Raw genomic sequence first — 12,700 nt, 5'->3', positions numbered from 1 at the left:
CGCGTTAGCGCAAACCGTTAAGATCCGACCGGGATGCCGCAATCACACAACCATAATAGGCAAAGCGCGACCTGTCCTCACATGCCGCATCGGTCTGTGCGGCGGCGACATTGGCCGTGCGCAGAAAGGTTTCCAGCGCGCCGCGTTGCGCCCGGCGGGCCTGTTCGCGGCCAAATCCGCTGTCGATGCCGTCGCCAGCTTTGATCGCCGCGCGGCGTCGGGTCAATGACCGGCGGGCATAGTCCAACGCCGCCTGCACGGCGTCGGTGCGGCTGAGGTGGCGGGCCATATCGCCCAGAATCCCCGTTTCATCCAGATTCCCGGTGGCCCGTGCATGGGCCAAAGCGGCCTCGCCAGCCGCAATCAGGGGCGCGGGGTCGGCGCTGTTGTCCGTCAGCAGGGCCGCGAACAATGCAACCTGTGCTGCATAGAAATCGGCCATCACCACGGTGGCGGTTTCGCCTTCGGCCCTGGCGCGGGCGCGGCTGTCGGCGATGATGTCCAGCGCGCGGTCGGTGTTGCCATCGCGACCGGCCAGCACGGCCTGATACAGCATCCCGGTGATTTGCGCGTCCGGGGTGCGCGCGAACGGCGTTGATTGCTTCAGCGCGGCAGTGGCCAGATCGGTGGCGCCCGCCTCGATCGCCAGGCCGGCAAGCCGGTGAAACGCGGTGGCCAGCAGGGCGGCGCCTGTGGGTTCATCCGCTTCGGGCCACCATTCGGGCGCCACGCCGGGCTGCCAGGGCCCGTGGGCCAGTTGTGAAATCGCGCGAACATAGGCGTTGGCCGCATCGTTCCGCCGCCCCAGGGCGCGCAGACTGTCGGCAATCAGCAGTTCGGCCTCGGCGTTGATCGCCCGCACATGGCCAGGTGACAGGCCCCCGCCTTCGGCCAGAATCGCCGCACCCGCCAGTGAAATCGCCTGTCCGTGGGCGCCCAGTGCCGCCTGTTCGCCGGCCTTGGACAGGGCATCCCGGGCCAGATCAAGGGCCGATGTGTTGAATGCGCTCAATTCCCCCTTGGCCCAAAGATCGACATAGCCCTGCAATTCGTCGGCATCCGCATCCCCGAAACTGGCCCGAAACACCGGCAGCGCCAACCGCGCCCGTGCCACCGCCTCGTCCATGCGGCCCAGATCGGCAAGGGCATAGGCCCCGCTGACCCGCAGGGCGGCCGCGAAATCGGCTTGCGACGGATCACCGGCGATCAGCGCCAGCCCCTCTTCGGTAAGGGCCAGCGCAAAGGCCGGGTTGCCCCGTTGATTGCGTACGAAATCAGCCGCCATGGCAAAAAAGATTGACCAGTCCGGGGTCAGCCGCCCTTCGGCGCGGGCCGTGCGGATGGCACGGTTCAGCACCACAAAGGGCGCGTCAGAATCGCCCGATTGCAGCGCCACGCCGACCGCATCCATCACCGCGTCAAAATCCCGCGGGATGTTATCTGTCTGGGCCGCCGCAGGTGTCAGCGCCAGCATCAGCGCGATGACCAGAAGAAACCGGCGCATCACCATCCCCCTTCACCGACCAGAACAAAGGGCGCCCATGCCGCCGGGTGCGCCAGACTTGGATCGCTTTCATCGTCCAGCATCGCCTGCATGGCCCCTTGCAATGCCTCGGCGCGGCGGTGTGCGCGCCCGTCGGCCAGACGCGCGAAACTGTCGGTGGTCAGGCGGGCGGCGGCATCGTCGCGCACCGGCCAGTGCGACACGATCAGGCTGCGCGCCCCGGCAAACAGAAACGCCCGCGCCAACCCCGAAAGCCCCTCGGCATCGGGGCGGCCATCGCTGCCCGCTGTGTTGCAGGCTGACAGGATCACCCATTCTGCCGGAATATCCAGCGCGGCAATTTCCGAGGCCGTCAACAGCCCGTCATCGCCGGGCTGTGCCGCATCGGGCGGGGTCAGCACCAAAGCCGGTTCCCCAAGGCCGCGCAGATCACCCGACAACAGGCCATGGGTGGCAAAGGCGATCACATCGGTGCTGGCCAGTGGCGCGGCGCGCACGGCGGTTTCCGTGGCCTCGGCCCCCAGCAGCACCCGATCGCGCGGTGCCCCAAGGGTGCGGGCCAGGGCGCGCAATTCAGCGCGGGTGTTGGGCAGGGGGGCAAGGGCGCGAATATCCTCGGCGCCGCCGCCTTCGCGATAGAATGTCACCTCGGTGGGGCTGTCGATGGCACCGCCCAGCTTCGGGTCGCCAAACCCCAGAAAGCTCAGCCGCGCCCCCGGTTCCGCGTGGGGCCGGTTGCGCAACACCTGCAACGCCTCGACACTGGGCAGGGTGGTGAGCGCGTGGCGCTGAAAGAACCACCCGGTGCGGCGCAATTGGGCCGGGTCGTTGTCGGCGCCGGGCAGGCGTTTGTCGGTGATCAGGATTGACAGGGGCAGTGCCGTCAGCGGGCCATCAGTGATGGTGAACAGATGGCGCACGTCTTTCAGGATCGGTTCGAACGGGGCAAGCAGTTCGAAATAAAGCAGTGACGCAGTGGTACGGTCAAACGCGGCCCCACGGGGCGCGGTGGCCGGGCGCAGGCGCGCACCGCTGCGCAGGGTATTGGCCTGAATAAGCGAGGCGCGCAGGCTGGCGACCGCTTGTTCCAGATCACCGCGCGCCGTGCTGATGCGCCGCCAGGCGACCTTTTGCGGGGTGATCGCCCAGGTGAAGGTGTCTTCCTCGCCCACAAAGAACAGCAACAGCCCTTCGTCAGGCTCCAGCAGATCCTGCACCTCGGGGATGGTCAGGGGGCGCTGTTCAGCGGCGGCATCGGGGGTGATCGCGGCAATGGATTTATCAAGTGCGGCCAGTTCCACCCCCAGCGCATCAATCCGGCCCGACAGTTCAATCGCCCCAGCACGCGCAGTGGCCGGCAGCGCGGCAAGATCGCCCTCGGCCCGGGCGCGCCGCTGTGCGGTGATCTGGCGCTGGCGCATCAGCGCGGCAAGGGCGGGGTTGTCTGCCGCCTGCCGTTGGGCCATCTGGTGCATGGCCGCGCCCGCCGACGACAAAAGCGCCCATTGCGCCGCCTCGAAACTTTCAGCGATCAGCGCCGCAGGTTGCGGGGCGGTGTTCCCGGCGCGGATGACGCCGGGACAGCCCAGAAAACAGCACAGGATCAGAACAAATCGCATGGGGAATGGAACCCCCGACCGCCGCACAGGTCAAGTGACAAGCACTGTCAGGCAGGTTCAGACCGCCTCGATCCGCAGGGCCACGGGATCGCCCACCAGAACACCGGTATCGGCCATGGCGGCAATTGCCACATCCAGATCGGCGCGCGTGGTCTTGTGGGTGACGATCAGCACCGGCGCTGTGGTGTCGGCATGGTTGTATTGCCGCATCCGGTGAATCGAAATGCCCGCCCCGCCCAGTGCCGTGGCGATCTTGGCCAAAGCGCCGGGTTTGTCCTGCAAGGTCATGCGCAGGTAATAGGGCGCGGGGGTCGAGGCCACGGCGGGTTGTGCGGTGGTCAGGGTGGCGACAGGCTGGCCAAAGGTTGAAATCCGGCTGCCGCGCGCAATGTCGATCACATCGGACATCACCGCGCTGGCGGTCGGCCCTTCACCGGCCCCCGCGCCGCGCAGCACCGTCTGGCCCACGCTGTCGCCCTCAAGAACCACCATGTTCATGCCGCCCTCAAGCTGCCCAAGGGGCGATTGCGCCGGCACAAGGCAGGGCGTCATCCGCTGTTCCAGCCCCCGGGCCGTCATCTGCGCCACCCCCAAAAGTTTGATCCGATATCCCATGTCAGCCGCCTGACGAATATCGTCGATGGTGATCCGTTCGATCCCCTCAAGAACGACCGAGTTGAAATCAACCTTGACGCCAAAGGCGATGGCGGCCAGCAGCGCCAGCTTGTGCCCCGCGTCGATCCCGCCCACATCAAGGTTGGGGTCGGCTTCGAGATAGCCCAGATCGGCCGCCTCGGCAAAAACGGCGTTATAGCCCAGGCCGTCTTCCTCCATCCGGGTCAGGATGTAATTGCAGGTGCCGTTCATCACCCCCATCACCCGGGTCATTTCATTGCCTGCCAGACCTTCGGTCAGGGCCTTGACCACGGGAATACCCCCGGCAACCGCCGCCTCGAACCGGATCAGGGCGCCCGCCGCCTCGGCAACCTCGGCCAGGGAATGGCCGTGGTGGGCCAGCATCGCCTTGTTTGCCGTGACCACATCCTTGCCCGCCGCAATGGCGGCGCGGGTCGCTGCCAGCGCGGGGCCGCTGTCGCCGCCCATCAGTTCGACAAACACATCCACATCAGGACGGGCGGCCAGTGCAACAGGGTCATCCTCCCATGCGTAATCGCCCAGACGCACGCCGCGATCCTTGTTGCGGTTGCGCGCGCTGATGGCGGTGATCACGATGTCGCGCCCGCTGCGTGCGGCCAAAAGGGCGGCGTGGCGCTGCACAATACGCAGAACACCGACACCGACGGTGCCAAGGCCCGCAATGCCAAGGCGAAGAGGAGTGGTCATGGGCGTGCTCCGTGGCTGAGAATATCCGAGCGGGGCTTAGCCTGTTTGGCCAGCGGCATCAACGTATTGCAGCAGCATTCCCGGGCGATTGCACCCGGTGGCGCACCCGCGCTGGCCCTTTATCCCGAATGGCGCGCCACGGCGGCACGCATCCGGGCGCGATCTTCTGGCGTGACGGCACTGCGGCGCATGGCGGCGGCCCTTGCCCGCAACCGGGTGGCACGGGCCGACAGATCGCGCGACAGGGTCGGGTCGCTCAACTGTCCGGTTTGCGCATTGGCCAACAGCGCGGTGAGCGGAATCAGCCGGGGATAATCGCCCTGCGCCCCCCGCCGCGCGCTGTGGCCCCAGATCGGGATAGCCTGCGCAGCCGGTCAGGACCAACCCCAGCGCGAAAACCGCCGACAATGAAAAACGCACCATGCCTTGCTCCACCTTGCGCGGCCACATTAACGCCATGGCGCACCGGGCGACAAGGCCGGTCAAACCGCCCGCCAGAACACGCGTAATTCCAAAGCACGCCACGCCAGAGATTGATCCCGACGCCATGGCAGTGCATTGACGGGGAAGATTGCCCAGACGAGGAACGCTCAACAATGAAACATCAAGGCCCGATCCAGATCGCCTTTGTGAAATGGGGCACCAAATACGGCCCGGAATATGTGAACGGCCTTGTCGACAATATTCGCAAACACACGAGTGCGGCCGTCGATTTCGTCTGTTTCACCGACGACGCGACCGATCTTTCGCCCCATGTTCAGGTCAAACCCTTTCCCGATTTCGGCGTTCCGGTCACCACGATGACGGGGCGTGGCGGGTCGCTCCTCAAGATGTCGATGTTCCTCAAGGGGCAGCTCAGGACGGGGGTGCCGACGCTTTACATTGATCTCGACAGTTCGGTGGCAGACGACGTGACCCGGCTTGTTGACTGCCTTGAGCAACACCGCGGCGTCTATATGTTGCAGCGCCACGCGATCCCGCACTGGCGGTTTCGCGCGCTGGTGCGGGCCATCGCGCCCGGGCGTTATTATCTGGCCAATACGGCCGTCATGGCCTTTTATGTCGAAGACTGGCACGGGATTGCCGAACGTTTCATGGTCGATTTTCCACAATTTCTGGCAGACCCCGACGCCATGATCCCGGCCACACGGCGCCTTTACGTCGAAGGCAACGAACGGATTATCTCTCACGCCACGCGCGATGTCTCGCGGGTGTTTCCATCGGATGTCGCGATCAAGTTCACGCAGGAATATATGTCGCCCCTGCTGGCCATCGCGTCTCTCAAGGATCGGCTGCCCTGGGTGAAGGCCCGCCGCAAACGCCAGGTGATCGTGTCATATCAGGGCGAATCCCTGAAACCCGCGGAACTTGTCCACGCCAAACCCGGCGATCTGATCCTCTACAAATACTATAAAACCCGCTGGTCCTATCCAGACCTGAGCCAGTACTGGCAACAGGTTCTGGGGGTTTCAAAGAAATGAATTTTTCTGCCATGCCCCCCTTGCGGTCCCCGAGGCTTTGACTTAGACAACCGGAACTTGGCGCGGGATGGAGCAGCCCGGTAGCTCGTCAGGCTCATAACCTGAAGGTCGTAGGTTCAAATCCTACTCCCGCAACCAAAAACCGGCGTAAGATCAACGACTTGCGCCGGTTACCCAAAACACCCAAAAATTAAATCGCATTCCAGTCACGACCCAGTCACGGTCAGAACTCAAAGTGCGAAGGCCCAGCGCGTCGCGCCGCCGGTCAGACGATTTCGAATGATAAATCCTGCACCCGAAGGATGCTTTGATTCGAAAGGTCGTAGAGACCGTCGCCCGCAGCGTTTTGATCGGTCAGGTAGTGGAAAATCTGGCCATCCGTGTCAGACGCCCCGGTTAAATTCAGGCGGAATTTCGCCCACCACCAATCAGGATATGCTGGATTTTCTTGCACCCACGCATCCGACACATGGGATGACGCGCCCGACAGGCGGCTGCCCGGCGGTGTCGAATCAGGCGTCAGATCCAGCGTGAAGTCATAAAGCGGGTCAAAAAACGCCTGACCGGTGGTCAGATACAGCTTCGATGGCCCCAAGGTGTCGACCGTGTACTGGAACCGGACGATCAATTCATTTGCCGCCAGCGGATCATAATGGGCAAGGCGAACCTCCTCCCGGCCCGAACCACTGGACGTGCGCCACAGGCACGCTTTGTCTGACCCATTCCACCCGACGCGCTTTGACCAGAAATCACAGTTGGTGGTCGAGTTTCCAGACGTCGATCCATCAGCCCAGCGCGAAAACGCGAGAGTGCCCGTGGGCGCATCGAACGGATCGGCCCAAGGCCCAGATCCGCCGCCGCCCGCGTTGTCGAGTTTGAATCGCGCCGCGTTGTAATGCGCAGGAAGGATAAGTCTCATGCCACATCCCCAACCGCACCGATCAATAACCAGGCGTCGGTGGCATATTTTCGCACGACCGCGCCTTGCCACTGCGCCGCGATATCCGCGCTGCCCCCAGTTACGCCATTCACATCCACACCCGCCGCACCGGTGATCGACATCACACCCGCGCCCAGCGCGACGACCTCGATCTCGGTCCCGATGGCAAATGCGACCGAGGCGTTCGCAGGCAGGGTAAAGGTGGACGCCGCCGCACCAGTCATGTGAACCGCCGCGCCCTCATCACCGAGGACGGCCGTATAGGATGCCGCCTGGGAATTGATGCTGCGTCGCGCCAAAACCACCGGCCCGGCCCCCAGCGTGCCATAAGCAGACAGATCGGCCTTTTCAGCGACCAGATCCCAACTTGCCGCCCAGGTCGCACCAACACCCGGCTCGGATGCAGCCGCCGCCGTGTGATCAGCGGTGCAGATATAACTCGACCCGGCATGGCCGACAGTGTCGTTCACCAGATAGGACGTTGTCGCGGCCCAGGCACCACGCCAGACAAAGGAGACACCATCCGCCCCGGCATCCCCCTTTGCCCCATCCGCGCCATCCGCCCCCGTATCACCTTTGGCACCGGCTGGGCCTCCAGGCCCAGCCGCGCCCACAAGGGAGGCGAGGAACGCCGTCTCGTCACCGACCCCGCCACCGGTCACCCAGATATCATAGGCGCTGGCCCCGTCGGCACCATCCGCTCCCGCCGGGCCTTCGATTGGCCCTACATTGTTCCAAACCGACCCGTCCCAAACGTGCAGATCACCGGAAATTATGTATCCATCACCTAGGGTATTGCCCGAACTCGGCAGGCTACCGGCGCCCGGCAAAGTGCCCAGGATCGTCACAGACGTGCCATCGGCCCCGTCCGTACCATCAACGCCGTCTAAACCGTCCGCGCCATCCGCACCCACCAGAGAGGCCAGAAACGCCGCCTCATCACCAACCCCGCCGCCGGTCACCCAGATATCGTAGGCGCTGTCACCATCCGCCCCAGACGTGCCGCCGGTGCCACCCAGATCCCCCCAGGCCGCACCATCCCAGCACAGCAGCGCGCCCTCATCCTCAACCCAAGCCCGCCAACCCGTGCGTTTCGGCAGCCGAACCCAGACACCATCCGCCCACAACGTCACATCCTGATCCCATCCCGCCCAGGCGCCGGTGGCAGAATTTCCAACGATGTATCGTTCCCCCTCCGACGGGCCCCTAGGCGGTGCCGTCAGATCCCGGTCGACAACCGACAACTGCACAAGGCCATCCAGAAGGCGCAAAGCCTCGTTGTGGGTGACATGCTTTTGCGCCTGCGCCGCCAACATGAACGGCAACAGGAGATTGGTAGATTGGTCAGACATGAAGCCCTCAAATGGTCAGAATTACAGATTTTGCAGCGCCGCGCCCCACCAGGTCGGATAGCTGAAAGATGCGGATCCAAAGGGTATCACCGGCCACCAGAACAGCGCCGAAATCAGCAATCTGCGCCGCTGCCGGGTAAACCACGTTGGTGGTGAATGACGCCAAGGTACGCACCACCGATGCGCCATCGAGGATATCCACCTCATAGGCTTCGCCAGCCTCGACCAGAGGCACCTCCAACCCGGCCCAATTATCCGCCGCCAACGAGCGTGACCGCCGCACCCACCGGATCGCCAGATCATCACCAGCACGCGGATGGAGATAGGGTTGACGCACATGGCACACCGAAAATGGTCGAAGCCCAGCGCCTTGCGCCGTGAACGCACCGCCGATGAAACTGTCGTCATTGGCCGGTCGGCTCGCAGGCCCGATCCGCCAATTGTACGGGATGCCCAGATCAGCCTCGGCGATGGGCAAGGCAAACACCCGATCATCCAAAACTACGACCCGCGCACCAACCGGCGTCGGATCGCCCATCGCGCCCTCGGTGCCGCGCTGGCCGCGCAACAACCGCGTGACCCGATACCGGCGCGCACCGATCAGCTCGACCGCGCCGCCTTGCAGGATTTCCCAAACGCCCGGCGCAGTTTCAATGGCGAGCATATTTGCACCACCAAACAGCGCAAGATCGGTGACGCTTTGCAGGGCACCCGAATACATATCCACGATCAGCGCATTCGCATGATCAAACCGCGAGGTGACACCCGGCGCGAATTCCGCTGCCACCGCGCCCATTTGCGCACGATTGCCAAACTCGGTGACGGGTTCAAACCCCACATCGGTTGGGCTGCGGAAAACCGCAATCGAACCGGGCCAAGGTGACAAATGCGCGCCAACGAACGGCATGTGGGCAGGCTGCACATCATAAAGCTGCGGCAGATCCATGAGAACCGCGATAGGCGAGCCAAACACCACAGGCCGCGTCGGCACCGCGCCGCGAACCGCCCCTGCAGGCGCATCATAAATCTGTTGGTCCCGCTGAACGGCCTGAACCGACCGCGAATCCGTATCCGCGATTGGCCCAAGATGCAGCGTCATGCCACGGCCATCATGCAGCAACTCGACCACATCCGCCGGATCGAGCGCCAACCGAGATGGTGGCAAGCGGAAAGCAAGCCGTTCACGCCCAACCCACTCTTCGGAAAGGGCGCGCTGACACCGCCGCTCGGCTTCTTCAAGGGACACTGCGAACGGAAAGGATTCCAGATTTACCCGGTGCGACCCGGTGCCAATGCGCCGCGCCTCAACCTGGGCCGGATCATAATCACCATCCGACCGGACCACCTGCCATTTCAGCGCCTGCGAAAGCTCGGTTTCCTGGGCGCGCGTCAGCTCCAACAGATCCCCATCACCCGCTGCAACCAGATCGCCATGATCCAACTGCACCGAAACCGCGCGATTACGCATGACAAACCGGATCACGCCCTCGCTCTCGATGGCATCAAAGCCGAAATGCCGCGCCAAACCAGTGATCGAGCCGCGCGGAGATTCCAATGCGCCAATCACCATCCCCTCAACCGAGCCGGTCAGCCCGCTGACATCAACCAGGCTCTCATCAAGCCCGGCGCGCGTGCAAAGCTCGGCGATCAGCGCAGGAAGCGCGCAAGACCCCAGCCGCCCGGTGATCCAATGCCCGGTCTGCCAATTGGCACTATCGGGCCATTCACCAGGCAGATCAGGGAAATGGGGATAGGGCCGCGCATCCCAGGCCCAGACCGAACTATTCGCAAGGTCGACCATGCCCGCCGGGTTTTTGGCGTCATCACCCCAAAACTGCAAGGATGCCTCAAGATAGGTGCGCTGCATCGTATCATCCCGCCAGCCGCGCGAGAAATGAGGTGTGGCACTATCTGAGGATTTAGGATCGACTACCGCGCCCGGCTGGTTGGTGCCCCGGTCAATGGCGGGACAGCCCAGCGCCGTGAACCGAATAGTTTTGGACCCCGCGATCCAGCCGGTCGGCGTGCCGCTTTCAGTACCGCCGGACCGGTTGAAATGCGAATTACCCCACCAAGACTGAATATCCTTATCCCGGTACACCCACGGTTTGCCCCCAGGATCAGTGATGGCCGTGCGGATCTGCGCCGTCCGATCCGAAGGCGAGGCATAGCGCCAATCAAAACCCTCGCCACCGGCCAGATTCGATTTCAGATAGGCCCGATCATAAATGCTGGACCAACCCGCCTGCGCGTCCAGGTGATCGACGCCATCGCGCCAATCCGACACCGGCATGAAATTCTCAACACCAACAAAATCGACAGCCGCGTCCGACCATAGCGGATCGAGATGGAAGAACACATCACCGCTCAGATCATCCGGCCGATGCCCAGCGTATTCCGACCAATCCGCCGAATAGCTGATATCAACTTCGGCGCCCAGAATGCCGCGCACCTCCGCGACCAAATCCACAAGCTCACTCACCGCCGGATAAGACGACAGCCAACCCCGAACCGTGGTCAGGCCCGCCAACTGCGACCCGATCAAGAAGGTATCGACACCCCCCGCCGCCGCGCAAAGATGCGCATAGTGGAGGATCATCCGGCGATACCCCCATTCACCCGCCGCGCCAGTCCAACTCACCTCTTCGCCGGTCACCGAAAAATCAGACGGATCAGCCATGCCGAAAAAGTTAGAAACCTGGGCCGCTGCTGTGCCGGTTTTATCCGCTGACCCGGCAAAGCCTGCCGCTGGTGAACACGTGATCCGCGACCGGCAAGGGAACGCACCCTGACCAGATCCGCCCGCTGAATCGGAATAGGGATTGGGCAGGCTGTTGTCGGCCGGAATATCCATGACAAGCGACGGATAGAATCCGACCCGCAACCCGCGCGCCTTCAGCTCTTTGATCGCCTCAATCACCGCAAAATCTGCAGGCGTGCCGCCAAAGACCGGCATCCCGTCGTCATCCTGACTGACAACCGGCGCATCGGCCCGTTCAACCCCATTCACCGACCAGGCCACAGGCATGGCAAGCCGCGCTGCCGTTTCGACCGCAGGGCGAATCTGGCACTCACCGGCCCGAAGATCATCACCAAACCACGACACAACCAGATTGACCGCCTCGACGTTGGGCAGTGACGCCGCAAGGTTGTCCAGCGCGATCATGAAATCCGGCCGCTCGATACTGACGTGCAGGTTTTCCGTGACTTCGGAATCCGGCTGGATCGGTGAACGCTCGCCAATAGCAGGAACACCCGGCCGACCAAAAACCGCACCGGCAGCCGGAATTCCGCTGCGAGATCGCTGTGGTGGAATAGGCGAACTCACCAACACCCGGCGCGAGCGATACGCTGCGCACCAAGGTTTCAGCACCGCTTGCAACCGCCAGCGTGCGGAATACCTCAAACGAAAACTGCGGAATCCGGTTGCCGTGATCCTTCAGCGCCATCTCCTCAAAGACCACATAAGCGATGCCGCGATAGGCAGGCGTGGCGTCGGCGCCCATTTTCGATGCGATGAAAGGATCGGCGGTCTGGGTTTCAGATCCGGAATACCAGCGCAGCGTAATGCCAGAGGTGTCGAGCAATTTGCCATCTGCCCAAATGCGACCAAGACCGGTGATTTCACCCTCGCACAGCGCGACCGCAAAACTGGCGTAATACAGATATTCAGTGGAGTTGACCTTGCCACCGCCGCCCTTGCCGCCTTGGGTGGTGGTCTCGGTCTCTTCCCGAAAATCCGTGCCCCAGATCAGCATGCCGCCAAACCGCATCCGGCCGAACAGGCGCGGCACAACCGCCCCCTCGGTTGACGAGGTGATGCGCAGGGTCTCAAGGCGCGGCCCCTCGATCCGCTGATTGGGCTGCAGGGATGCGACAACCCAGGCGTCGATCCCGGACCCGATGGCCGAGCCAACGAACCCGCCAATGGTGACCGCACTGATCCCCAGAATACCACCACCGATACTGGCGCCCAAAGCAGAGCCGACAGCACCAAGAACAAGCGTTGCCATTGTTCAGCCCTTCGGATTTGGAAAGAGGAAGGCAAAGGCGATACGCCGCCGCCAGGATGGATTAAGAGGCTCCTCGATCACGCCGATCCGCTCGTAAGCGTGGATGAAGCGACCCGCGCCCGACAGGATGCCGATGTGCTTGGAAATGGCGCGTGGCATCATGCGAAACACCAACATCGCGCCCGGCCCGGCGTCCGACGGCTTGATCTCTGGCATCACGCCCCGCGCGCTTTCAGCGATGATTTCGCGCTGGCCCATTTCACCCCAATCGCGGCTGTAGGGCGGGATGGGAAACGGCTCATCCCCCACAACCTCACGCCAGACACCGCGCGCCAGACCAAGGCAATCCGTCCCGATGCCCCGCAAACTGGCCTGGTCATGATAGGGCGTTCCCAGCCATCCCCGCGTCGCAGCGATGACCAGATCAGGATCGGCAGCCCTCACAAC

At 63.4% G+C, this 12,700-nt stretch carries 10 protein-coding genes and 1 tRNA gene; 3 read left to right on the top strand and 8 right to left on the bottom strand.

Going from position 1 to position 12,700, the window contains the following annotated elements:
* Positions 1-4 precede the first annotated feature (4 nt).
* Genes AC0L7P_RS00615 through AC0L7P_RS00605 form a run of 3 tightly spaced genes read right to left on the bottom strand, consistent with a single transcriptional unit; the run spans position 5 to position 4,467 of the window.
* Positions 5-1,504 carry a hypothetical protein gene (locus tag AC0L7P_RS00615; RefSeq protein WP_473434043.1) on the bottom strand — a complete coding sequence of 500 codons (1,500 nt, stop codon included), beginning with the start codon at positions 1,502-1,504 and terminating at the stop codon, positions 5-7.
* Entirely contained in the window at positions 1,504-3,123 is a 1,620-nt protein-coding gene (locus AC0L7P_RS00610; protein ID WP_473434042.1) for a CHAT domain-containing protein, read from the bottom strand. Before AC0L7P_RS00610 ends, AC0L7P_RS00615 begins: the two co-directional genes overlap by 1 nt.
* Positions 3,124-3,180: 57 nt before the next feature.
* On the bottom strand, positions 3,181-4,467 hold the full coding sequence (locus AC0L7P_RS00605; protein WP_473434041.1) for a homoserine dehydrogenase: 1,287 nt from the start codon (positions 4,465-4,467) through the stop codon (positions 3,181-3,183).
* A gap of 45 nt (positions 4,468-4,512) precedes the next feature.
* Here AC0L7P_RS00605 and AC0L7P_RS00600 point away from each other — a divergent pair, with 45 nt between their 5' ends.
* The 3 genes from AC0L7P_RS00600 (at position 4,513) to AC0L7P_RS00590 (ending at position 6,086) form a co-directional block, all read left to right on the top strand.
* Complete coding sequence (locus AC0L7P_RS00600; protein WP_473434040.1) at positions 4,513-4,782, top strand: hypothetical protein; 270 nt, start codon at positions 4,513-4,515, stop codon at positions 4,780-4,782.
* A gap of 281 nt (positions 4,783-5,063) precedes the next feature.
* A complete protein-coding gene (locus tag AC0L7P_RS00595) occupies positions 5,064-5,948 on the top strand; it encodes a hypothetical protein (RefSeq protein ID WP_473434039.1) in 885 nt (294 codons plus the stop codon).
* A 61-nt stretch (positions 5,949-6,009) separates the two neighbouring features.
* Positions 6,010-6,086: transfer RNA gene (locus AC0L7P_RS00590), tRNA-Met, on the top strand.
* 127 nt (positions 6,087-6,213) lie between these two features.
* On the opposite strand, the gene AC0L7P_RS00585 is transcribed toward AC0L7P_RS00590, so the two are convergent.
* Genes AC0L7P_RS00585 through AC0L7P_RS00565 form a run of 5 tightly spaced genes read right to left on the bottom strand, consistent with a single transcriptional unit; the run spans position 6,214 to position 12,697 of the window.
* The gene (locus tag AC0L7P_RS00585) at positions 6,214-6,867 is read right to left on the bottom strand and encodes a hypothetical protein (protein ID WP_473434038.1); all 654 of its coding nucleotides are present in this window, start codon (positions 6,865-6,867) and stop codon (positions 6,214-6,216) included.
* On the bottom strand, positions 6,864-8,240 hold the full coding sequence (locus AC0L7P_RS00580; protein ID WP_473434037.1) for a DUF2793 domain-containing protein: 1,377 nt from the start codon (positions 8,238-8,240) through the stop codon (positions 6,864-6,866). The genes AC0L7P_RS00585 and AC0L7P_RS00580 overlap by 4 nt, the downstream gene beginning before the upstream one ends.
* A gap of 7 nt (positions 8,241-8,247) precedes the next feature.
* Positions 8,248-11,406: a baseplate multidomain protein megatron gene (locus AC0L7P_RS00575; protein WP_473434036.1), complete on the bottom strand. Its 3,159-nt coding sequence runs from the start codon at positions 11,404-11,406 to the stop codon at positions 8,248-8,250.
* Positions 11,330-12,253 carry a hypothetical protein gene (locus AC0L7P_RS00570; protein ID WP_473434035.1) on the bottom strand — a complete coding sequence of 308 codons (924 nt, stop codon included), beginning with the start codon at positions 12,251-12,253 and terminating at the stop codon, positions 11,330-11,332. The genes AC0L7P_RS00575 and AC0L7P_RS00570 overlap by 77 nt, the downstream gene beginning before the upstream one ends.
* Before the next feature lie 3 nt (positions 12,254-12,256).
* Positions 12,257-12,697, bottom strand: coding sequence for an NlpC/P60 family protein (locus AC0L7P_RS00565; RefSeq protein WP_473434034.1), 441 nt, complete (start codon positions 12,695-12,697; stop codon positions 12,257-12,259).
* Positions 12,698-12,700: the final 3 nt, after the last annotated feature.

Source organism: Oceaniglobus sp. K40-3 (assembly GCF_055808395.1).
This window is presented reverse-complemented; position numbering and strand designations above follow the sequence as displayed.